The organism is Actinoplanes utahensis (assembly GCF_016862455.1).
Lineage (GTDB): Bacteria > Actinomycetota > Actinomycetes > Mycobacteriales > Micromonosporaceae > Actinoplanes > Actinoplanes utahensis.
Genome location: NZ_BOMZ01000079.1, coordinates 70,462 through 95,675, shown reverse-complemented (window position 1 = coordinate 95,675; position 25,214 = coordinate 70,462). Strand labels below are relative to the sequence as shown.

Below are 25,214 nucleotides of genomic sequence, written 5' to 3'. Positions count from 1 at the left end.
TCAGGCTCCGGCCAGGACGCCGCCGGCCAGGCGTACCACGCACGGGAACCGCTCGATGGTGGCCTGCCGGTGGGCGATGACGATCAGGGTGCGGGCGGTGTGCAGCTGGGCGACCGCGGTCTCGATGCGGTGCGCGGTCGCCGGGTCCAGGTCGGCGGTGGCCTCGTCGAGGATCACCACGTCGGGGGTGAGCAGGGCGGCCCGGATCAGCCCGATCAGCTGCCGCTCCCCGGCGGAGAGGTGGGCGCCGCGCGGGCCGAGGTGGGTGTCCAGGCCGTCGGGCAGCGACGCCACCCAGTCGGCCAGCCCCAGCTGCCGGACGGCCGGCATCGGGTCCGCGTCGGTGAACAGGTTCTCGGCGAGCGTCCCGGTGATCAGGTGCACCTGCTGCGGCACCAGGACCAGGCGGCGGCGCAGCTCCCGCTCGTCCATCCCGGCCAGGTCGGTGCCGCCGAGGCGGACCGTGCCGGCGTCCGGGGTGTAGAGCCCGCAGAGCAGCTTGGCGAGGGTGGTCTTGCCGGATCCGGTCTCGCCCACCAGGGCCACCCGGGAACCAGCCGGGAACTCCAGGCTCACCTCGTGCAGCACCCGGTCCGGGCCGTAGCCGAAGCAGACGCCCTCGACGGCCAGATCCGATCCCGCGCCGCCGCCGGTCCGCTCGCGCGCCGGCGGTTCGGTCGCGTCCAGCAGGTCGAGCAGCCGGGCCAGGCCGACCTGCGAGCCGACCAGCTCACCGGCCACGTAGGTGAGGTCGTCGACCGAGCTGAACAGCTCCCGGCTGGCCAGCACGAACGTCACCACCACGCCGACGGTCACGGTCTGCGCCGCGACCATCGCGCCGCCGGCCAGCAGCAGTCCGGCGGTCACCACCCCCTGCACGATCCAGGCGGTCTCCAGCCAGGTCAGAGCCTTCTGGGTACGCCGTACCGCAGCGAACCAGGCGTCCAGGCGCTCGCCGAGCCGCTGCCGCCACGGACCGGCCGCGTCGGCTGCCTGCACCTGCTCGCGGGCCTCCAGGGTCTCCCGCACCGCGGCGGTGACCTGCGCCTCGGCGGCCGCCTCCCCGGCGTACGCGTCGCCGGCGGCCCGGCGGAAGCGCCGCCCGATGAGCCACATCGCCGGCGCGAAGAGCACCACCAGCAGCGACGCGAGCTGCCAGGACGAGGTGAACAGCACCACGGCGGTGAACACGACGTAGCCGGTGAGCGAGATCAGGTCGGGGATCTGCTGGCGTACGAAGGCGGCCAGCTCGGCGACCTCGACCGTGACCCGCTGCAGCAGGTCTCCGCCGCGGTGCGTCTCCAGGAAGCGCAACGGCGCGGCGGCGAGCCGCTCCACCGCCCGGTCGCGCAGGTCGCGGACCACTCGCTCGCCCAGGCGCACCAGCAGGATCTCGGCCTGGCGCAGCAGCACCATCCGGGCGATGACCAGGACGAACAGCAGCGCGCACAGCTGCAGGAGCCGATCGCGGTCCAGGTCGAGGAGCGCGTCGGTGGCGCGGCCGACGACGGCCGGCACCAGGCTGAGCGCGAGGGTGGAGAGCAGGTTGACGGTGACCCCGGCGGTCAGCAGCCGGCGGTGCGGCCGCAGGTAGGGCCAGACCCGGCGCAGCACGCCGCGCAGCTCGGGTTCCTCGTTCAGCATCCGGATCTCAGCCATGCGCCACCTCCGCGAGGTCGGACCGCAGCTCGATGACCCGGTCGGCGCGCTCGGCGACGGCCGGGCGCGAGGTCGCGGCGATGATGGTGGCGTCCGGGAGCCAGCCGCGCAGCCGGTCCAGGAGGGCCGTCTCGGTCGGTCCGTCCACGGCCGACGTCACGTCGTCGAGCAGCAGCACGGACGGGCGGCGCAGCAGCGCGCGGGCCAGGGCGAGCCGCTGGACCTGGCCGCCGGAGAGCGCGTCGCCGCGCTCGCCGACCTCGGTGGCGTAGCCGTCGGGCAGCGCGTCCACGTCGAAGGCCGCTGCGTGGCACGCGGCCCGCAGCTCCTCGTCGGTCAGCTCGGGCCGGCCGAGCCGCAGGTTGTCGGCGATGGTGCCGGAGAGCAGCACCGGCCGCTGCGGAACCCCGGTGATCCGGGCGCGCAGGTCGGTGAGCGCGGCGCCGGGCAGCGGCACACCGCCGTACCGCACGGTTCCGGCCGCCGGGTCCTCCAGCCGGGCCAGCAGGCGCAGCAGGGTGGTCTTGCCGGTGCCGACCGGCCCGGTGATCGCGACGAACTCGCCCGCCGTGACGTGCAGGTCCGGCCAGGTCAGCGTGCGCCCGGGCAGCTCGGCGCGCAGGCCGGTGGCGATCAGGTCGCCGCGCGCGGGCAGCGGCACGGGCCGGTCCGGGTCGGTCACCGCGACCGCGATGTCGAGCACCTCGGCGATCCGGCCGGCGGCGGTCCAGCCCGCGCCGACCTGGGCGAACCGGCCGGTGATCCGCTCCACCTGCAGGCTGAGCAGGCTCATCCAGCCGGCGAAGGTGACCAGCCCGCCGACGGTCAGGGCGCCGTCCAGCACGGACAGACCGCCGACCAGCACACCCACCGCGAGCGCGAGGGCGGGCAGGAACGGGGCGTGCGCGGACCAGTTCGCGGTGATCCGGGCCAGGCTCAGCGTCCGGTCGGTCACCGTCGCGCTGCGCTCGTGATGGCGCCGTACCAGCATGTGCTCGCCGCCCAGGCCGCGGGCCGCGAGGCCGGCGGTGAGCAGGTCCTCGACCGCGTCCGCGCGTTCCGCGTGCGCTTGCGAGACCTGCTGGTTGGAGCGTTCGAAACGGGGCGGGTACCAGAGGTTGACGAGCACCAGCAGCGGCAGGGTGGCCAGGCCGACGACGGCCAGGACCGGCTCCAGCAGAGCGATCGAGACGATCACCGCGGCGCAGCCGAGCAGGCCGCTGAGCAGCGTCGGCGCCCCGGCCAGGAAGGTGTGCACCGCCTCGACGTCGCGAGTGGACCGGGTGATCAGGTCGCCGGAGCCGTAGCGCTGGACGCCGTGGCGGTCCAGCCGCAGCACGTGGTCGGCGAGGCGGGCGACCAGCCGGTTGCCGGTGCGCGAGGCGCCCAGCACGCCGAACCAGCGCATCCCGAACTCGCCGGCGGTGAGCGCCACCGAGACGGCCAGCAGGGCGCCCACCCAGAACAGCAGCCGCCCGTCGTCGCCGGGCCGGATGCCCTGGTCGAGCGCGCGGCCCAGACAGATCGGCAGGGCCAGCAGACCGCCCTGGTAGAGCAGCCCGAAGAGCCAGGCGACACTCAGTCGTGGGCCGCTGTCGCGCAGGGCCCAGCCCAGAATCCGCCTCATGATTAGGGCAGCCTAACCTGAGCTTCGGCGAGGCGCGCCACGGCCTCCACCGTGCGGCCCGCGAACAGATCACGGGTCCGCAGGCTCACCCCACGGGTACGCGCCACGGCCACCAGCCGCATCGCCGAGATGCTGTCCGCACCCAGGTCGAACACGTCGTCGTCGGCGCCCACACCGGACACGCCGAGCACCTCGGCCACCGTCTCGCAGAGCACCCGCTCGGTCTCGGTGACCGGCGCCCGGCCGCTGCCCTCGATCACCGGAGCCGGCAGCGCCGCCCGGTCGATCTTGCCGTTCACGGTGACCGGCATGGCGCCGAGCACCACGAACGCGGCCGGGATCAGGTGCGCCGGCAGCCGGGTGGCCAGGAACGCCCGCAGGTCACCGGGCGCCAGGTCGGCGGGCGCCACCACGTAGCCGATGAGCCGCTTCACACCGTTGTCGTCGCGTACGTCCAGAGCGGCCTGCGTGACCCGGGGGTGCGCGGCGAGCGCGGCCTCGATCTCCCCCAGCTCGATCCGGAAGCCCCGGATCTTGACCTGGTTGTCGGTACGCCCGACGAAGTCGATCCGCCCGTCCGCCGTCCACCGCACCACGTCGCCGGTGCGGTACATCCGGGTGCCGGGCGGCCCGAACGGGTCGGCCACGAACCGGCCCGCGGTCAGGTCCGGCCGGCCGTGATAGCCGCGGGCCACCTGCGCCCCGGCGATGTAGAGCTCGCCGTCCACACCCGGCGGCACCGGCCGCAGCGCGTGGTCCAGCACGTAGAGGCTGCTGTTGGTGACGCCCCGGCCGATCAGCGGCCGTGCCGAGTCGCGCACGTTCGCCACCACCGCGTCCACGGTGCACTCGGTCGGCCCGTAGAAGTTGAACGCGGCAGTGCCCGGCAGGTGCTGCATCTTCTCCCAGAGCGGCTGCGGGATCGCCTCACCACCGACGCCGAGCACCGAGAGACCGGTCCGGCCGCCCTCGGCCAGGCCGGCGGCGAGCAGCTGCTCCAGGTGCGAGGGCGCCAGCTCGATGAAGTCGATCCCCCGGTCCCTGATGAACGAGACGAGCGCGGCCGGGTCGCGCCGGACCTCCTCGGTGACCAGGTCGAGGTGGTGCCCGCCGAGCAGGCCGAGCATCGGCTGCCAGGAGGCGTCGAAGGCGAACGACCAGTTGTGCCCGATCCGCAGCCGGCCGCCGGGCCGGTCCAGCCGGGCCGGGGTGAGCACGTCACGGTCGTGGTTGGCGAAGAGGTTGACCACCGTACGGTGCGGCACGACGACACCCTTGGGCCGGCCGGTGCTGCCCGACGTGTAGATCACGTAGGCCGCGTTGTCCGGGGTGAGATCGGTCGGCACCGGGGTGCCGTCGTAGCCGGCCGCGGGGTCGTCCTCCACCAGCAGCCGTGGCGACGACGCCGGAAGGAGCCCGGCGTGCGCACGATCGGTGAGCACCAGCACCGGGTCGGCGTCGTCCAGCATCAGCGCGATCCGGTCGGCCGGGTAGTCCGGGTCGATCGGCACGTACGCCGCACCGGACGCCAGCACCGCCCAGATCGCCACCACGATGTCCACGCCCCGCGGCAGCAGCAGCGCGACCCGCCGCTCCGGCGCCGCCCCGCGCTCGATCAGCAGCCGGGCCAGCCGGTTGACCCGGGCGGCGAACGCCGCGTAGGTCAGGGTCTCGTCGCGGACCGTCAAGGCGTGCGCGGACGGGGTCTCGGCGGCCCAGCGGTTCAGGATCGCCGGCAGCGTCGACGCGGTGACCGGGGTGCGGTCGGCGTTCCAGTCGACGAGCATCCGCTGCCGCTCCGCGGGCGCCACCACGTCGGTGCGGCCGACCGGCAGCGCCGGGTCGGCGGCGAGCGCGGACAGGATGCCGGTCAGCCGGTCCAGCAGGGTGCCGGCCTGCTCGGCGGTGAACAGGTCGCGGCGGTACTCCAGGTTGAGCACCAGCCCGTCCTCGTCGCCGGCGACCAGGGTCAGCGGGTAGTGGGTGGCGTCGTGCTGGCGTACACCCTCGATGGTGAGCCCGGCCGACGCCTCGCCGGCGGCGAGCCCCTCGGCGTCCACCGGATAGCTCTCGAAGACGGTGAGCGTGTCGAACAGCTCGCCGCGCCCGTGCGCCCGCTGGATCTCGGCGAGACCCAGGTGGTGGTGTTCGAGCAGGCGGGACTGCTCGCCCTGCAGCCGGGTGAGCAGCTCGTGCCACGGCTCCCCGGTCCGCAGCCGGACCCGTACCGGCACGGTGGTGATGAACAAGCCGATCATGTCCTCGACCCCGTCCAGCCCGGACTCGCGCCCGGAGACGGTGGCGCCGAAGACCACGTCGTCGCGGCCGGTCAGCCCGCCGAGCAGCACGCCCCAGGCGGCCTGGACCACGGTGTTGAGGGTGACCTCCCGCTCCCGGGCCAGCGCGGTCAGGCGGGTCCGCAGCTCATCGGGCAGCCGCGCGTCGAGATAGCCGGGCCCGGCCGCCTCGCCCGCGTCCGGCGGCACCACCCGGGTCGCCTCGGTCAGCCCGTCCAGGGCGTCCCGCCACGCCCGCTCGGCGGCGCGGACGTCCCGGGTCGCCAGCCAGGCGAGATGCTCCCGGTACGGACGTGCCGTCTTCCCGGCGGCGCCGGCGTAGACGCGGAGCAGGTCCTGCACCACCAGCGGACCGGACCAGCCGTCCAGCAGGATGTGGTGCTCGGTGCTGATCAGCTGGTGCTTGTCCGGGCCGTGCCGCAGCAGGGTCCAGCGCAGCAGCGGCGGCCGGGACAGGTCGAAGTGGCCGCGTTCCTCGGTCAGGATCTCGTCCAGGTCGCCGCCGTCGACCTCGCGCCACGGCAGCTCGACGTGCGCCGGGATGACCTGCACCGGTACGCCGGACGGGCTGGTCACGAAGCCGGCCCGCAGGTTGGGGTGCCGCTCGAACAGCTCCGCGGCGGCCGCCCGCAGGCGTGCGGCGTCCAGCGGGCCGGACAGGTCGAGGACCTGCTGCACGGTGTAGACGTCGCCCGCCGCCTCGTCGTAGGACGACAGGAAGTAGAGGCCGCGCTGCAGCGGAGCGAGGGACCAGGCGTCGGTCAGATCCGGGTAGCGCCGCTCCAGGTCGTCGACGTCGTCCTGGGTGAGGCTCAGCAACGGCAGGTCCGCGGTGCTGCGCCCGCCGGGCGCGTCCCGCAGTTCGGTGAGCGCCGCATCCCAGCGCGCGGCGATCTCCGCCACCGACGCCTGGTCGAGCACGCCCTCCGGGTACGCCAGGTGCGCCGTCAGCGCTCCCCCGGTCTCCGCCACGTTGATCTCGAGAACATGCGTCATCGGGCTGTCCGGGTCGGCGTCCCCGCCGAGTCCGTCGACGGCCGTCCAGTCGCCGCCCTCGGCGGCGTCCTCGAACCGCCCGAGATAGTTGAAGAGCACCTGGGCGGCGGTGGCGGGCAGCCCCAGCAACCCGTATCCCAGCCCGTCTCCCGGCACCGTCCGCAGCTGGTCCTTCACCCGTTTGACCGCGGTGGACGGCTTCTCCCGGCCCACCTGGAGGCGAACCGGGTACTCGGTGGTGAACCAGCCGACCGTGCGGGACAGGTCGGCGCCCGGGACGGCCTCCTCGTGCCGGCCGTGGCCCTCCAGCTGCACCCGGATCGACCCGCCGGTACGCGGAGCGAGCGCCACCGCCAGGCCGCCGAGCAGCACCTCCTGCACGGTCGCCCGGAACCGCGCGGCGACCTCGGTCAGCCGCGGCAACGTCACGGAGACCACCCGGCTGGCGCCGACGGTGTCGATCGCCGGGTCGACGGCCCGGTCGCCCAGCGGCGGCTCGTCGCCGGCCAGCACCTCGGCCCAGTACCCCGTCTCGGCGGTGCGGTCGACGGTGGCCAGCCCGGTCGCCCAGGCCCGGAACGAGGTCGGCGCCGGGGCGAGCGTGCCGCCCTCGCCGAGGGTGCGCAGGTCGTCCCCGAGCACCCGCCAGGAGACGCCGTCGATCACCAGGTGGTGCACGACGAGCAGCAGACGGCCCGGCCGGTCGCCCGCGTCGAAGAAGACCGCGACGGCCATCACCCCGGCGGCCGGGTCGAGCCGGGCCACCGCCTCGGCGCGGGCGTGCTCCACGTCGGCGTCGCCGGGCAGCACGGTCAGGTGCGGTGTCACGCCGGGCGGCGGGACGTCCAGGTGGGTGCCGACCCAGCGGGCCCGCAGCAGCTCATGGGTATCCGCGAGGGTGCGCAGCATCCCGGTGAGCGTGGTACGGGTCAGCCCGGCCGGGGTCCGCCACAGCATCGACTGGCTGAACCGGGCCGGCACGCCCTGCTCGGCCAGCCACCCGACGGCCGGGGTCAGCGGCACCGGGCCGGTCGCCGCCACGGCCGGACGGGCCCGCGCGGTGACCGGCTCGGCCACGCCTGCGAGGGCGGCGACCGTACGCTGCTCGAAGATCTGTCGCGGGGTGATCCGCAGGCCCGCGGCGCGGGCGCGAGCGACCAGCTGGAGGCTGAGGATGCTGTCGCCGCCGAGGGCGAAGAAGCCGTCCTCGACGCCGACCGCCGGCAGTCCGAGCACCTGGGCGAACAGGCCCGCGAGGGTCTCCTCCACCGGGTTGCGGGCGGCGGCCGCGCCGACGCTGATCGACGGCTCCGGCAGCGCCCGGCGGTCCACCTTGCCGGCCGCGGTCAGCGGCAGCGCGTCGAGCACCACGAAAGCGGCCGGCACCATGTGCTCCGGCAGGGTCAGTCGCGCCGCCAGCTTCGCCGGGTCGACGTCGCCGGTCACATAGCCGATCAGGCGGTTCGCGCGGACCACCACGGCGGCCTGCCGGACCTCCGGCACCGCCTCCAGCGCGGCCTGCACCTCGCCCAGCTCGACCCGGAAACCACGGAGCTTGACCTGGTCGTCGGTGCGGCCGACGAACTCCAGGCCGGCGCCGACGCGCCGGACCAGGTCGCCGGTGCGATACATCCGGGCGCCCGGCGCACCGAACGGGTCGGCGACGAACCGGGTCGCGGTCAGCCCGGCGCGTCCCAGGTAGCCGCGGGTCAGGTGGGCGCCGGCCAGGTAGAGCTCACCGGTGTCGGCCGGGCGCAGCGCCGCGTCCAGCACGTACGCGCGGGTGTTCCGGATCGGCCCCCCGACCAGCGGCGTCTCGCTGTCGGCGGCGTACGCGACGAGCGCGTCCACGGTGCACTCGGTGGGCCCGTAGAGGTTGACCACCGTGCTCCCGGTCTCCCGCAGCCTCGACCAGAGCGCCGGGCCGGTCGCCTCACCACCGACCACCAGGTACCGCGGCGCGGTGGTGAGCAGCGGCAGCAGCGGCTCGGCGAAGGACGGCGTGACGTCCAGGTAGTCGATCCGCCGGGTGGCGACGTACTCGGCCAGCAGCGCCGGGTCGTGCCGGGTCTCGTCGTCGATCAGGTGCAGCTCGTGGCCGGCGATCAGCCAGAGCAGGCCCTCGAAGGCGGTGTCCACCCAGAGCGCGGCGGTGAGCGCGGCCCGGATCCGCCGGTCGGCCGGGAAGATCGCCCGCTGGGCGGCGTAGAGGTTGGCGAGGTTGGCGTGGTCGGCCACCACGCCCTTCGGCCGGCCGGTCGATCCGGACGTGTAGAGCAGGTAGGCCGCGTTCTCCAGCCGTACCTCGGGCAGTTCGGCGGGGCCGGGCTCGGCGCCGGCGCCGGCGCGCAGCACCACCACCGCGCCCGCGTCGGCGATCATGAAGTCGATCCGCTCGGCCGGCAGGCCCGCGTCGATCGGCAGGTACACCGCCCCGGCGGCCAGCACCGCCAGCCACGCCACCATGGCGTCCACCCCGCGCGGCAGCACGACCGCCACCACCCGCTCGGGTCCGGCGCCCCGCGCCACCAGGCTCGCGGCGAGCGCGTCCACCCGGGCGCCGAGCTCGGCGAAGCTGAGCGACGACCCGCCCGACACCAGCGCGGTCGCCGACGGCGTTGCCGCCACCTGCCGCCGGAAGACGTCCGTCACCGGCTCGTCCGGCCCGGCCGTGATCTCCCCGACGAGCGGCGGCGGGCAGGTGTCGACCGAGGCGGGCCGCGCCGACGGGTCGGCGACCAGCGTGGCCGCCAGGCCGGTCAGCTGCTCCAGCAGGCTCGCCGCCCACTCCGGGGAGAACTCGTCCGGCCGGTAGTCCAGGCTGAACGTCACCCGCTCGGGGTCCGGCACCACGGTCAGCGTCGCCGGATAGTGGGTGGCGTCGCGCCCGGTCACCGCCGTGATCCGCAGGCCGGCCGACTCCTGCGAGGCCGCCAGCGAGTCGTCGTCGACGGGGTAGCTCTCGAAGACCACGAGCGTGTCGAAGAGCGTGCCGCCACCGGCCTGCCGCTGGATCTGCGACAGGCTCAGGTGCTGGTGGTCCAGCAGCCCGGCCTGCTCGGCCTGCACCCGCTGCACCGTGTCGAGGAACGTGTCCGCGGGGTGCAGCCGCACCCGGACCGGGACGGTGTTGATGAAGAGGCCGACCATCTCACCGGCGCCGGGCAGCGACGCCGGCCGGCCGGAGACGGTGGCGCCGAACACCACGTCGTCACGGCCGGTGAACCGGCCCAGCAGGATCGCCCAGAGGGTCTGCACGACGGTGTTCAGCGTGACGCCGTGGGCCCGCGCGAACGCGGTCAGCGGCCCGGCCGGCACCGCGGCCGACACCTCGACGGGCACGACCGCGCGGCGCTCCGGCCGTGCCGGGGCGAGCAGCGTCGGCTCGTCCACGCCGGCCAGATGCGCGGCCCACGCCCGGCGCGCCGCCGCGGTGTCCTGCCGGGTCACCCAGGCGAGATGGTCACGGTACGCCCGCGCGGGCGGCAGCGCCCGACCCGCGTACAGGGCGAGCAGGTCCTGCACCAGCAGCGGACCGGACCAGCCGTCGAGCAGGATGTGATGGGCGGTGAGCACCAGCCGGTGGGTGTCCTCCCCCAGCCGGACCAGGACCCAGCGCAGCAGCGGCGGCTTCGCCAGGTCGAACCGGCGCCCCCGCTCCTGGTCCAGCAGCCGCGGCAGGGCCGCCGGGTGCAGGTCGACGACCGAGAACGGCACCTCGAGCTTGGCCGGGATCAGCTGCACCGGCTCGCCGGTCTTGCGCGGCCGGAACGCGGCCCGCAGGTTCGGGTACCGCTCCAGCAGCCCGGCGATCGCGTCCCGCAGCCGGTCGGCGTCGACCGGGCCGTCCAGCTCGAGGACCTGCTGCACGGTGTAGACGTCCGCGTCGTCGAACTGCGACAGGAAGTAGAAGCCCTCCTGCAGCGGGGAGAGGGGCAGGATGTCCTGCAGTCCAGCCGGCTTGTCGCTCACAGGTCGCCCCACTCGTTCTCGAAGTCGTCGATCTCGTCCTGGCTCAGCTGAACCAGCAGGTCGGACGGGGTCAGGCCCGCGTCCAGGTCACCGGCGGCGAGCGCGTCCAGCGCCGCCTCGAACGCCTCGGCGAAGCCCCGCACCTCCGCCTCGGTGTGTGCGTCCGACGGCCAGGACCAGTGCACCTGCAGCGTCGGGCCGTCCGCGCCGTCGAGCGTGGTCACGGTGACGTCCAGGCCGTGGCCGGGCGGCATCCCGTCCGGCACCGTTCCCGGATCCTCGTCGTGCGGCGCCCACATGCCGTCCCCGGCCGTGAACCGGCCCAGGTAGTTGAAGAGCACCGGCGGGTTCACGTGGCCGATCCGGTCGCGCAGCAGGCCGTAGCCGATGCCGTTGTCCGGCACCGCCCGTAACTGCTCCTTGACCTGCTTCAGGTCACCGCCGACGCGTACCGGATAGGTGGTGGTGAACCAGCCGACCGTGCGCGACAGGTCGGCGCCGGGCACCACCTGCTCCTCACGGCCGTGCCCCTCCAGCTCCACGACGAGGTCGCCGCCGGGCGCCAGGGCGCGGGCGAGCGCGGCGAGCAGCACGTCCTGGGTGTTGCCGTGCACCGCCGCCGGCACCGTGGTGAGCAGCGGGGCCGTCCGCTCCGGCGGCAGCGTCCGGACCAGCTCCCGCGTCTCGCCGTGCCAGACCACACGATCAAGACCTTCGACGGTACGGCGCCAGAACGCCATCTCCGTGGCCCGCGCGCCCGCCGCGGCCCGCAGACCGGTCGCCCAGGTGCGGAACGAGGTGCCGGTCGGCGCCAGGTCCGGGCGCTTGCCGGCGGCCACCGCCTCCCAGGCCTGCTGCAGGTCGGGCACGATGATCCGCCAGGAGACGCCGTCCACCACCAGGTGGTGCGCGACCAGCAGCAGCCGGCCCGGTGCGGTGACCGCCTGGAGCATGACCCCGTTCGCCGGTTCGAGCCGGTCCACCGAGGCCGCGTAGGCGGCGTGCAGGTCGCCGGCGGCCGGCCGGATCAGCGTGGCCGCGTCGACGGCGCCCGGCGCCGGGACGTGCAGCCGCTCACCGGTCCAGCCGGCGCGCAGCAGGTCGTGCCGGTCCAGTACCGCCTGCAGCGCCGGGATCAGGTCGTCGCCGGTCACCTCGTCCGGCACGCGCAGCAGCATCGCCTGGTGGAAGCGCTCGATCGGGGCGCCGAGCCCGCGCAGCCAGCCCACGATCGGGGTCACCGGCACGTCGCCGAGCCCGGCGTCCGGCGACTCCGCCGCCGTCGCCTCGTCCACCGTCGCCACGGCGGCCAGGCCGGCCGGGGTCTTCGCCTCGAAGACCTGCCGCGGCGAGATCCGCAGACCGGCCGCACGGGCCTTCGAGACCAGCTGGATGGAGACGATCGAGTCACCGCCGAGCGCGAAGAAGCTGTCCGTCGCGCCCACCTCGCTCAGGCCCAGCAGCTCGGCGAAGAGGTCGCAGAACCGCTGTTCGAGCGGGGACTCGGCGGCCACCGTCTCGGCCGGGGCGAAGACCGGCTCGGGCAGGCGCTTGGCGTCCACCTTGCCGGCCGCGTTGAGCGGCAGCTCGTCCAGCGCCACGAACGCGGCCGGGACCATGTAGTCCGGCAGCGCCGCCGCCACATGCTCGCGCAGCCCGTCGGCCTTCCCCACGACGTACGCGACCAGGTGCCGTTGCCCGGCTGATCCGGAACGCTGTCCCGGCTCCTCGGAGACGGCGCCGGGTGCCGGCCGGACCACCACCGCCACCTGCTCGACGGCGGGATGCGCCCGCAGCACGGACTCGATCTCGCCGAGCTCGATCCGGAAGCCGCGGATCTTGACCTGCTCGTCGGCGCGGCCCAGGAACTCCAGCTGCCCGTCCACCCAGCGCACCACGTCGCCGGTGCGGTAGAGGCGGCTGCCCGGCGCACCGAACGGGTCGGCGACGAAGCGCTGCGCGGTCAGGCCCGGCTGGCCCAGGTAGCCGCGGGCCAGGCCCGCCCCGCCCAGGTACAGCTCGCCGGGCACGCCGGGCGGCACCGGCCGCAACCGGTGGTCCAGCACGTACGCGGTCCGGTCGTGGTCCGGCCGGCCGATCAGCACCGGGCCCGGCCCGCACTCCCAGAACGTCGCGTTGACCGTGGTCTCGGTCGGCCCGTACGCGTTGATCATGGGGTTGGTGGCGGCCCACCGCTCGACCAGCTCGGGCGGGCACCGGTCGGCGCCGGTCACCACGGTGACGTGCGCCGGGATGCTCCCGGCCGGGATCGCGCCGAGCGCGGACGGCGGCACCGCGAAGTGGGTGATGCCGTGCTCGGTGACGAACGCCGCGAAGTCCTCGCCGAGCCGCTGCTCCTGCGGCACCACGACCAGGGTGGCCCCGCAGGTCAGGGTGGCGACCAGTTCGGCGATGGTGACGTCGAAGCTGGGCGACGCGAACTGCGTCATCCGGCTGCCCGGACGCAGGCCGAGCGTCTCGTGGAAGGTGCCGGCCATCGCGGCCAGCCCGGCGTGCGGCACCACCACGCCCTTGGGCCGGCCCGTCGAGCCGGACGTGAAGATCACGTAGGCCGGGTGCAGCGGCTCCGGGGTGCTCTCCAGCGCCGAGGAGTCGGCGTCCTCCGGCAGCTCCCCGTCGAGGGTCAGCACCGGCCGCGCCGCGTCGACGATCGCCGCGAGCCGCTCCGCAGGCTGGCCGGGCTCCAACGGCAGGTACGCCGCGCCCGCCTTGCTGACCGCCAGCTCGGCCACGATCAGGTCCGCCGAGCGGGGCAGGCTGACCAGCACGATCCGCTCCGGTCCGGCGCCGCGGGCCCGCAGCGCCCGGGCCACCCGGTTGGTGCGGGCGTCCAGTTCGGCGTACGTGTAGGAGATCGCTCCGTCGACCAGCGCGACCGCCTCCGGAGTGCGTCGCGCCTGCGCCGCGAAGAGCGTCGGCAGCGTGCCGGCCGGATGCCCCACCACGCGGCCACGACCGGCCGCCAGGACCGCCGCACGCTCGTCCGGGGTGAGCAGCCCGGCCGTGCCGATCGGCCGGTCCGGCGCCGCGGTCAGCTCGTCGAGCAGCCGCACCAGGCGTGCCGCCAGCAACGCGGCGCTGTCGCGGTCGTAGAGGTCGGCGGCGTACTCGACGGCGCCGGCCAGGCCGTCCACCCCGTGCCGTTCGGTGACCACGATGCCCAGGTCGAACTGGGCCGTCCCGGTGTCGATCGGCCGCGACGTGACCGTGAGGCCGGGCAGGCCCGGCACCTCGGCGGGCACGTGCTGGTAGGCCAGCATGGTCTGGAAGAGCGGGTTACGGGCGGCCGAGCGTTCCGGGTTGACCGCCTCGACGAGGCGCTCGAACGGCAGGTCGGCGTGGGCGAACGCGGCCAGGTCGGCGGCGCGGACCCGGGTCACCAGGTCGCGGAACGTCGGGTCGCCGGAGACGTCGGTGCGCAGCACCAGCGTGTTGACGAAGAAGCCGGCCAGGTCGTCGAGGACCTCCTCGTCGCGGCCCGCCAGAGGGCTGCCGAGCGGGATGTCGTCGCCCGCGCCGAGCCGGCTGAGCAGCACCGCGGTGGCCGCCTGCACCACCATGAACGCGGTGGTCCCGGTCTCCCGGGCCAGCCCGCGCAGCCGCTGGTGCACCGTGCCGGGCACGTCGAAGGTGACGATCCCGCCGGTGTGGGACGGCACCGGCGGGCGGGGCCGGTCGGTGGGCAGGGCCAGTTCCTCGGGGGCACCGGCCAGCGCGTCGCGCCAGAAGGCGGCCTGCCGGGCGGCGCGGCTGTCCGGGTCGGCCGGGTCGCCGAGCAGGTCCCGCTGCCAGAGGGCGTAGTCGGCGTACTGCACCGGCAGCGGGGTCCAGCCGGGCGCGGTGCCGGCCTGCCGGGCGGCGTACGCGATGCCGAGGTCGCTCATCAGCCGACCCTCGGACCACTCGTCGGTGACGATGTGATGCAACAGCAGCAGCAGGGTCGCCTCCTGCTCGCCGGTCACGAACAGGGTGGCCCGCAACAGCGGCCCGCGTGCCAGGTCGAACGGCTCGCCGCCGGCCTCGGCCAGCAGCGCGTCGAGCCGTTCGGGAATGCAGCGCACCACCGCCAGCGGTGTGCCGTCCGCCGGGAGCAGACGGGCGTACGGCTGGCCGTCCTCGTCGCCGAAGACGGTACGCAGGCTGTCGTGCCGGGCCACCACGTCGCCGAGCGCGGCGGTCAGCGCGGGCACGTCGAGCGGCCCGGTGAGCGTCTGCGCGAACGCGACGTTGTAGGCGGCGCTGGGCCCGTTGAGCCGGTCGTGGAACCAGAGCCGCCGCTGCGCGAACGAGACCGGGAGCCGGTCGCCGTGCTCGCGGGCGGTCAGGGCCGGGCGCGGGTCGGCGGCCTCGGTCAGGCGCCGGGCCAGGCCGGCCACGGTCGGCGCCTCGAAGATCGCCCGGATGGTGACCGCCGCGCCCAGCGTGCCCCGGATGCGGGCGGCCAGGCTGGTGGCGAGCAGCGAGTGCCCGCCGAGGGCGAAGAAGTCGTCGTGCACCCCGATGGCGGGCAGCCCGAGCAGGTCCGCGTAGAGGCCGCAGAGCACCTCCTCGACCGGTGTGCGCGGGGCGGCGGTCACGGTGAACGCGGCGAAGTCCGGTTCCGGCAGCGCCTTGCGGTCCACCTTGCCGGCCGTGGTGGTCGGCAGCGTGTCCAGCTCGACGAACGCCGCCGGCACCATGTAGTCCGGCAGCAGCGACGCCGCGTGCTCGCGCAACCCGTCCAGCTCCGCACCCACCACGTACGCGACGAGCCGCTTGGCCGTGCCGGCCGACCCCTCGCGGGCGATGACGACGGCCTGCTCCACGCCGGGGAACGTACGCAGCACGTTCTCGATCTCGCCCAGCTCGATCCGGAAACCGCGGATCTTCACCTGGTCGTCGGCCCGGCCGACGTAGTCGAGGCTGCCCTCGGACGTCCAGCGGACCACGTCGCCGGTGCGGTACATGACCGTGCCCGGCGCGCCGAACGGGTCGGCCACGAACCGCTCGGCCGTCAGCCCCGGCCGGTTCAGGTAACCCCGTCCCAGCTGGGCGCCGGCCAGGTACAGCTCACCGGCGACGCCGGGCGGAGCCGGCCGCAGCGCGCCGTCCAGCACGTACGCGCGGGTGTTGCCGATCGGCCGCCCCACCAGCGGCGACGCGCTGTCGGACACCCAGGCGAGCAGGGTGTCGACAGTGCATTCGGTGGGCCCGTACAGGTTGATCGCCGTGGTGGGCGACTCGCGCAGCGCGGTCCAGAGCGCCGCACCGGCCGCCTCGCCGCCGAGGGCGAGCGACGCGGGTACATGCCGCTCGTCGGTCAGCAGCCCTTCGGCCACCAGCCGGTCCGCCAGCGACGGCGTCACGTCCAGGAAGTCGATCTTGTTGAGCGCCACGTAGTCGTTGAGCATCCGCGGGTCGCGGCGAGCTTCGTCACCGACGACATGCAGCTCGTGCCCGGCGAGCAGCCAGAGCACACCCTCCCACGACGTGTCGAAGGAGAGCGCCGCGGTCAGCGCCACCCGGATCCGCCGTCCGTCCGACAACGCCGGGAAGATCACCTGTGCGTGGTGGTGGAAGAAGTTGGTGACCGCCGAGTGCGGCACCACGACACCCTTGGGCCGCCCGGTCGACCCGGAGGTGTAGAGCACGTACGCCGCCGACCGCGGATCGATCCGCGCGGGAGGCGCCCCACCGTCACCGGCGAGGTCGAGGGAGCGCAGCACCACGACCGGAGCGGCGTCGGCGAGCATGAACTCGATGCGCTCCGCCGGCAGGTCGACATCGATCGGCAGGTACGCCGCACCGGACGCCAGCACCGCCAGCCACGCCACGACCGAATCCGCCGACCGCGGCAACAGCACCGCGACCGTACGCTCCGGCCCGGCGCCCGCCGCGACCAGGCGCGCCGCCACCGCGTCCACCCGATCCGACAGCGCGGCGAACGTCAGCGTCTCGTTCTCGAAGACCAGCGCCGGCGCGTCCGGCGTGGCCGCCACCTGACGGCGGAACACATCGATCACCGACTCGGCCGGAACCGGCGACGCGGTCTCGTTCCACGCCTCCAGCGCGGCGAGTTCCGCGGAGTCGAGCGCCGACACCGAGGCCAGCCGCCGGTCCGGGTCGGCGGCGACCGATTCCAGCAGCCGCACCACCCGGCCGAGCAGTTCGGCGGCGGCGTCCTCGGTGTAGAGGTCGGGCCGGTACTCCAGGCGCAGCCGCAGCCGGTCCTCCGGGATGACGACCAGGCTCAGCGGGTAGTGCGTGGCGTCGAGCGGGATACCGGCCCGGACGGTGAGCCCGCTGCCCGCGGCCAGTTCGGACGAGTCGACGGGGTAGCTCTCGAAGACGGTGAGCGTGTCGAAGAGCCGCGGCAGCCCGGCGATCCGGTGCAGGTCGGTGAGGCCGACGTGCTGGTGTTCCAGCAGCTCCGCCTGCTCGGCCTGGAGCCGGGTGAGCAGCGACGCCCAGGTGTCGGCGGGCGACGGCTGGACGCGTACCGGAATGGTGTTGATGAAGAGGCCGACCATCGTCTCGGCGCCCGGCAGGTCGGCGGGCCGGCCGGAGACGGTGGCGCCGGCGACGACGTCGCCGCGCCCGGTGACCTGGCCGAGCAGCACCGCCCAGACACCCTGGATCACGGTGTTGAGGGTGATCCCCCGCGACCGGGCCACCGCCGTCAATCCCTCGATCGGCAGGAACGCCTCGGCGACCCGCGGCACCGCCGCCCCGGTCGCGTCCGGTGCGACGAGTGTGGGCTCCTCGACGCCGGCCAGCGCGGCGCCCCAGGCCGCGTCGCTGGCCGCCGTGTCCTGCCGGGCCAGCCAGGCGAGATGATCGGTGTACGGGCGCACGGCCGGCGGATTGCCGCCCGCGTAGAAGGTGAACAGGTCCCGGATCGCCAGCGGCCCGGACCAGCCGTCCATCAGCAGGTGGTGCTGGGTGAAGACCATCAGGTGCCGGTCGGGGGCGGTGGTGACCAGCGTGACCCGCAGCAGCGGCGGCGCGCTCAGGTCGAAGCGCTCGGCACGGTCGGCGGCCAGCAGCGCGGTGAGATCGCCGCCCCCGGTCAGGTCGACGTGCCGCCACGGCACGGTCACCTCGGCGGGGATCGCCTGGATCGGGCCGCGGCCGAGGTCGTGCACGGCGCCCCGCAGGTTGGGGTACCGCGCGAGCAGGGCGTCCATGGCCGCGTGCAACCGCTCGACGTCCAGCGGGCCGGTCAGCTCGAACTGCTCCTGCACCAGGTAGACGTCGGCGGAGTCGGTGGAGAACGACGACAGGAAGTGGATGCCGGCCTGCAGCGGTGACAGCGGCCAGGCGTCGACGAGGCCGGGCACCCGGCGCTCCAGCTCCTCCACCTCGTGCTGGCGCAGGTCGAGCAGCGGGAAGTCGGAGGGGGTGCGCCCGCCCGGCCCCGGTTCGCGGACCAGGGCGGTCAGCGCGCCCACCCACCGGTCGATCAGGTCGGCGACCGACGGCGCCCGGTGCGGCAGGTAGGACACCCGCATCCGCAGCACCGGCCCGTCCGGACCGTCCACGGTGCCGGCGTTGACGCTGATCGGGTAGTGCACCGGGATGTCCGCGTCGACGGTGACCGCCGGGGCGGGCAGTTCGGGAGCGGGCGAGAACGGCTGCCCGGTCGAGCCGTCGAACCGGCCCAGGTAGTTGACCAGGATCTCCGGATGACGGCGGCCGTCGAGGCCGCTGTCGGTGAGATGGCGCAGCAGGCCGTAGCCGATGCCGTGGTCCGGCGCGGCGCGCAGCTGTTCCTTCACCCGCTTGATCGCGGCGGCGCCGGCCACGCCGGCCGTGTCGATGGCCGCCGGGTATTCGGTGGTGAACCAGCCGACCGTACGGGTCAGGTCGGCGCCCGGCACCACCTGCTCCTCACGGCCGTGCCCCTCCAGGCCGACCAGCAGCGGCCGGCCGGCGGCCAGGGCGAGCGCGGCGAGCAGCACGTCCGGCACGCCGGCGTGGTACGCCTCGGGCAGCGTGGTGAGCAGCGCCCGGGTCACCTCGGGACCGACCTCGACGGTCAGCTCCGTCAGGTTGCCGGCCACGTCCTCGGGCACCGGCGGCACCGGCGCGCCCTCGGTCACCGCCAGCCAGTGGCCGAGCTCGCCGGTCCGCTCGGCCGCCGCCTGCGGAAGGGCGCGGGCCCAGGTGCGGAACGAGGTGCCGGCCGGGGTGAGCCGCTCGCCGGCGCAGGCGCGGGCCAGATCGTCGAGCAGGATGCGCCACGAGACGCCGTCGACGACCAGGTGGTGCGCGACCAGGAGCAGCCGTTCCGGCAACCGGACGACCCGCAGCATCACGCCGTCGCGCGGCGACAGCCGGTCCACCGCCGCGGCCAGCGCGGCGGCCGGTTCGAGATCGGACTCGCTGATCAGGCCGGCGGCGTCCCGGGCGTCCGGCACCTCCAGGGCGGAGCCGGTCCACCGAGCCCGCAGCAGGTGGTGCGTGTCCAGCAGCGCCTGCACCGCGTCCCGCAGGCGCTCGGCGGTCAGGTCGGCGGGCGCGTACACCAGCATCGCCTGGCTGTACCGGTCCAGGTCGACGCCGAGGTCGCGGGCCCACGCCAGGATCGGGGTGAGCGGCACCTCGCCGGTCCCGCCGGCGTCGGTCACCGTCGCGGTGGCCACCTCGGCGACGGCGGCGAGCGCGGCCGGTGTCCGCCTGTCGAAGACCTGGCGCGGGGTGATCCGCAGGCCCGCGGCGCGGGCCCGGGCGACCAGCTGGATCGAGACGATCGAGTCGCCGCCGAGGGCGAAGAAGTCGTCGTGCACACCGACGGCGGGCAGGCCGAGCAGACCGGCGTACAGGTCGCAGAGGGCCTGTTCGAGCGGGGTGCGGGGGGCGGCGACGTCGGTGGCGGCGGTGATGACCGGCGCCGGCAGCGCCTTGCGGTCCACCTTGCCGGCCGTGGTGGTGGGCAGCACGTCCAGCTCGACGAACGCCGCCGGCACCATGTAGTCCGGCAGCAGCGACGCCGCGTGCTCGCGCACCCCGTCGGTCTCGCCGACCACGTACGCCACGAGCCGCTTGGGCGTGCCGGCCGTCCCCTCGCGGGCGATGACGACGGCCTGCTCCACGCCGGGGAACGTGCGCAGCACGTTCTCGATCTCGGCGAGTTCGATCCGGAAGCCGCGGATCTTCACCTGGTCGTCGGAGCGGCCGACGTAGTCCAGACTGCCGTCGGCGGTCCACCGCACGGTGTCGCCGGTGCGGTACATGACCGTGCCCGGCGCGCCGAACGGATCGGCCACGAACCGCTCGGCCGTCAGCCCCGGCCGGTTCAGGTAGCCCCGCCCCAGCTGCGCCCCGGCCAGGTACAGCTCGCCGACCACGCCGGGCGGCACCATCTGGAGTGAGCCGTCGAGCACGTACGCTCGGGTGTTGCCGATCGGGCGGCCGACCGACGGGGACTCGCTGTCGGACACCCACGCCAGCAGGGTGTCCACGGTGCATTCGGTCGGCCCGTACAGGTTGATCGCCGTGGTGGAGGATTCCCGTAGCGCGGTCCAGAGCGCCGCTCCCGCCGCCTCACCGCCGAGGGCGAGCGATGCCGGAACGTGCCGCTCGTCGGTCAGCAGTCCCTCGGCCACCAGCCGATCGGCCAGCGACGGCGTGACGTCCAGGAAGTCGATCCGGCGGGTGGCCACGTAGTCGTTGAGCAGCCATGGGTCGCGGCGGGTCTCGTCGTCGACGACGTGCAGCTCATGCCCGGCGAGCAGCCACAGCACGCCCTCCCACGAGGTGTCGAAGGAGAGCGCCGCGGTCAGCGCCACCCGGATCCGCCGTCCGTCCGACAGCGCCGGGAAGATCACCCGCGCGTGGTGGTGGAAGAAGTTGGTGACCGCCGAGTGCGGCACCACGACACCCTTGGGCCGCCCGGTCGACCCGGAGGTGAACAGCACGTACGCCGCCGACCGCGGGTGAATCCCCGGCGCGGAGAACACCGGGGGCTCGCCGGCGAGATCGAGGTCTCGCAGCACCACCACGGGCTGTGCGTCGGCGAGCATGAACTCGATCCGCTCCGCCGGCAGGTCGACATCGATCGGCAGGTACGCCGCACCGGACGCCAGCACCGCCAGCCAGGCGATCACCGAGTCGGCCGACCGTGGCAGCTGCACCGCCACGACGCGTTCCGGCCCGGCGCCCGCCGCGACCAGCCGCGCGGCGAGCGCGTCCACTCGGGAGGCGAGCGCGGCGAAGGTCAGCGTCTCGGCGCCGAAGACCACCGCCGTGGCGTCCGGCGTGGCCGCGACCTGGCGCCGGAAGACGTCCACCACCGACTCGGCGGGAACCGGCCGGTCCGTCGCGGTGCTCCAGGTCAGCAGCGCGGCCCGCTCGTCCGCACCGAGCAGGTCGACGGCGCCGACCCGGACGTCCGGGTTCGCGGCCACCGCCGTGAGTAGCCGGATCAGGCGCGCACCGAGCGCCTCGACGGTCGCCCGGTCGAAGAGCGAGGTGCGGTATTCGAAGGTGGCGAGGATGTCGTCGTCCCGCTCGGCCAGGTCGATCGAGAGGTCGAACTTGGCGGTGCCGGTGTCGACGAACCGCACCGGCCACTCCCCGATCACCGGAAGCGCGTGCTGGTAGGAGACCATCACGTCGAACAGCTCGCGGCGCTCCCCCGCGGCCACGTCCACCACCTGGTCGAACGGCACGTCCGCGTGGGCCAGCGCGGCCAGGTCCACGGCACGGACCCGGCTCAGCAGCTCGGTGAAGGCCGGATCGCCGGACAGGTCGGTACGCAGCACCAGCGTGTTGACGAAGAGGCCGACCAGGTCGTCCACGGCCGGGTCGGGCCGCCCCGCGATCGGGGTGCCGAGCGGGATGTCGTCGCCGGCGCCGTGCCGGTGCAGCAGGGTGGCGGTCGCGGCGTGGGTCAGCATGAACATGGTCGTGCCGGTGGCCCGGCACAGCGCGCGCAGGGCGGCGGGCAGCCCGTCCGGCAGGGTGACCGTCACCGTGGCGCCGGCGGCCGACGGTGTCGCGGTGCGCGGCCGGTCCGTCGGCAGGTCCAGCGGGCCGGGCAGGTCGCGCAGCGTCGACCGCCAGTGCTCCCGCTGGTCGTCCAGGGACAGCCCGGCCTGCCAGCGGGCGAAGTCGGCGTACCGCAGGGCGGGCGCTACCAGCGGCTCGCCCCGGTAGGCGGCCACCAGATCGGTGAGCAGCGGGGTCAGCGACCACTCGTCCGCCGCGATGTGGTGCACCACGAGCAGCAGCACGTGCTCGTCGGCGGACACCCGGTGCAGGTGGGCGCGGATCGGCAGGTCGGCGGCGAGGTCGAAGGGCCGGCGTACCGCCTCGGCCAGATCGTCCACGAAGGTCGGCTCGACCTCCGGGGCGGGCAGCACCACCTGGTAGGGCACGCCCTCGTCGACGGCGTACACGGTGCGCAGCGGCTCGTGCCGGGCCACGACCGCGGTGACGGCCCGGCGCAGCGCGGCCACGTCCAGCGGTCCGGTCAGGGTGAGGGCGAGCGGCAGGTTGTAGGTCGGGTCGGCGCCGTCGAGCTGGTGCAGGAACCACATCCGGCGCTGCGCCGCCGACAGCGGCGGCCGCTCGACGGGCGGCAGCGCGACCAGCGGCGGCAGCCCGGCGGAGCGCTTGAGCAGGCCGGTGAGCCCGGCCACGGTCGGCGCGTCGAACACGTCGCGAATGGTGAGCTCCCGGCCGAGCACCGCCCGGACCCGGGCCGCCACCCGGGCGGCGAGCAGCGAGTGCCCGCCCAGGTCGAAGAAGTCGTCCCGGACGCCGACCGTGTCGAGACCCAGCACCTCGGCGAAGATCCCGCAGAGGACCTCCTCCACCACGGTGCGCGCGGTCTCGGCGGCACTCGCCTGGAACACCGGGTCGGGCAGCGCGTTGCGGTCCAGCTTGCCGTTCGGCGTGGTGGGCAGCTCGTCGAGCACCAGCACCGCGGCCGGGACCATGTAGTCGGGCAGGAAATCCCCGACGAACGTGCGCAGCGCCCCCGGATCGGCGTCACCCACCACGTAGCCGACCAGCCGGCCGTCGCGCAGCACCACGGCCGCCCGGGTCACCGCCGGGTGGCCCAGCAGGGCCGCCTCGATCTCGCCGAGCTCGATCCGGAAGCCGCGCAGCTTGACCTGGTGGTCGACGCGGCCCAGCACGTCGAGGGTGCCGTCGGCACGCCAGGCGGCCAGGTCGCCGGTTCGGTACATCCGGGTGCCGGGCGGGCCGAACGGGTCGGCGACGAACCGGCCCGCGGTCAGCCCGGCCCGGCCCAGGTAGCCCAGCGCCACGCCGTCACCGGCGATGTAGAGCTCCCCCGCCACGCCGTACGGCACCGGCCGCAGCGCCGCGTCCAGCACGTAGACCTGGGTGTTCAGGATCGGCCGGCCGATGGTCGGCGTGCCACCGGTGGTGATCTCCGCGGCGGTGGACCAGATGGTGGTCTCGGTCGGCCCGTACAGGTTGGTGACGCCGGCGGTGTCGGCGCGCAGTTCGTCGGCCAGCTCGGCGGGCAGCGCCTCGCCGCCGACCAGGGCCCGCACGCCCGGCAGCGCGGCGCCGGCGATCTCACGCCACAGCGTCGGCGTGGCCTGCAGCACGGTGGCCCCGGACGAGGCGACCAGCGCCTCCAACACCGCCGGGTCCTGCACGGTCTCCTTCGGCGCGAGCACCACGCGCGCGCCGCTGAGCAACGGCAGGTAGAGCTCCAGCCCGGAGATGTCGAAGCTGACCGTGGTCACCGCGAGCAGCCGGTCCGCGCTGCTCAGCGGCACGAGCCGCCGCATCGCGAGCAGGAAGTTGACCAGGTTGCGCTGGGTGACCACGACGCCCTTGGGCCGCCCGGTCGAGCCGGAGGTGTAGAGCACGTAGGCCGGCGCGTCCGGGCTCACCCGGACCTCGGGCGCCGGGCCACCGGCGCCGCTCAGCTCGGTGTCCTCGGTGAGGACCAGCACCGGCGCGGCGTCCTCGATCATCATGGCCCGGCGCTCGGCCGGGAAGTCCGGGTCCAGCGGCAGGTAGGCGGCGCCGGTCCGGGCGACGGCGAGCAGCGCGACCAGCAGCCGCGTCGAGCGCTTGAGGCAGACCGCGACGATGGTGCCGGGTCGCGCCCCGGTCGCGGCCAGCCGTGCGGCGAGCTCCGCGGCCGCGGCGTCGAGCTGTGCATACGTCAGCGACGACGCGCCGTCGGTCACCGCCACCGCGTCCGGCGTACGGGCCACCTGTTCCCGGAAGAGCGTGGTGAGGGTCGCGTCCGGCAGTCCGGCGGACTCCCCGGCGCCGTCGGCGAGCAGCCGATCCCACTCGGCGCGGGTGACCACGTCGAGCGTGCCGACCGGCCGGGCCGGCTCCAGCGTGGCGAAGCGGTGCAGGAACTCGGCGAGCCGCTCGGCGTGCTCGTCGAGCCGCTGCCGTGAGTAGAGCGACGGGTTGGCGTCCACGGTCAGCCCGAGCCGCCCGTCGCCGCGGTCGTCGATGGTGATCGACAGGTCGTCGACCGGCCCCGCCGAGCGGTAGACCGGGTGCCCCGGATTGCCGCCGAAGGACAGCGCGGCGCCGAACGGCTTGATGTTCACCCAGGGCCCGACCAAGCGCTTGTCGCCGCCGAGCAGCTTGAGGTCGCGGCGGATGTCCTCGCCGCGGTACCGCTGGTGCCGGCGGATCGCCTTCAGTTCGGCGGTCACCGAGGCGATCAGTTCACCGATGCTCGCCCGCTCACCGACGTGCAGCCGCAGCGGCAGCACGTTCACGGCGGTGCCGGGGACCTTGGCGGTGACCGAGCCGAGGCGGCCCATCACCGGCAGGCCCAGCACCACGTCGGAGACGCCGGTCAGCCGGTGCAGGTAGACCGCGACCGCGGCGAAGAGCGCTTCGACGCGGGTGGCGCGTACCTCTGCGGCGAGTGCGGTGAGGCCGGCCGTGACCTGCTCGGGAAGCCGGTGCTCGGCGCGCAGGAAGGAATGCGCGGTGGTCGCGGTGCCGGGCGCCGGCCCGGCGACCGCCGGGCGGTCGGCGAACCGCCGCGACCAGAACTCGCGGTCGGTGGCGAACTGCTCCGAAGCGCGGTACGCGACGTCCGCCTCGACCATGTCGCTCAGCGGCCGGAACGTCGCCGGCGCGGGCTGCTCACCGGCGGCCAGCGCCGTGTAGAGCTGGGCCAGCCGGTTGATCAGGAGGGCGAAGGTGTACGCGTCCAGGGCCAGGTGGTGGCAGGTCTGGAACCAGATCTGCCGGTCGTCGGCCAGCCGCAGCAGGGCGTGCCGGAAGATCGGCCCGGTACGCAGGTCGATCAGGTCGGCCAGGTCGGCGCGGATCCACGCCTCGGCGGCGGCGTCCGGGTCGGCCTCGCCGCGCAGGTCCACCACGGTGAGCGAACCGGTGATCGCGTCGTCGATGATCTGGACGGGCTCGTCGTCCGGGCCGTCGATGCGCACCCGCAGCACGTCGGTCTCGGCGACCAGCCGCCGCCCGGCCTCGGCCAGCGCCGCGACGTCGAGCACGCCGTCGATCGCGACGCCCGCGCCGGTGTTGAAGATCGGATTCGTGGTGTCGATCTGCTGGGCGAACCAGACCCCGGCCTGGGCGGCGGTCAAGGGCAGCGAGGCAGTCACGGTGTCGATCTCCAGGTTCAAGGCACGGCGGTAGGACCCGCCGCCGGTCTCGGCGGCGGGCTCATA

The 25,214-nt window shown here is 74.7% G+C and carries 4 protein-coding genes; all 4 read right to left on the bottom strand.

The window, feature by feature from the left end; all coding sequences use genetic code 11:
• The 4 genes from Aut01nite_RS27120 to Aut01nite_RS27105 are packed head-to-tail and all read right to left on the bottom strand — an operon-like array spanning window position 1 to window position 25,169.
• Window positions 1-1,659 (bottom strand): ABC transporter ATP-binding protein, encoded by a 1,659-nt coding sequence (locus tag Aut01nite_RS27120; protein ID WP_043523665.1) that lies wholly within the window; start codon window positions 1,657-1,659, stop codon window positions 1-3.
• Window positions 1,652-3,286, bottom strand: a complete 1,635-nt coding sequence (locus tag Aut01nite_RS27115) for an ABC transporter ATP-binding protein (protein ID WP_052163414.1) — start codon at window positions 3,284-3,286, stop codon at window positions 1,652-1,654. The genes Aut01nite_RS27120 and Aut01nite_RS27115 overlap by 8 nt, the downstream gene beginning before the upstream one ends.
• A gap of 2 nt (window positions 3,287-3,288) precedes the next feature.
• Window positions 3,289-10,551, bottom strand: a complete 7,263-nt coding sequence (locus tag Aut01nite_RS27110; RefSeq protein ID WP_052163415.1) for a non-ribosomal peptide synthetase — start codon at window positions 10,549-10,551, stop codon at window positions 3,289-3,291.
• On the bottom strand, window positions 10,548-25,169 hold the full coding sequence (locus Aut01nite_RS27105) for a non-ribosomal peptide synthetase (protein WP_043523666.1): 14,622 nt from the start codon (window positions 25,167-25,169) through the stop codon (window positions 10,548-10,550). The genes Aut01nite_RS27110 and Aut01nite_RS27105 overlap by 4 nt, the downstream gene beginning before the upstream one ends.
• Between the last annotated feature and the right edge of the window lie 45 nt (window positions 25,170-25,214).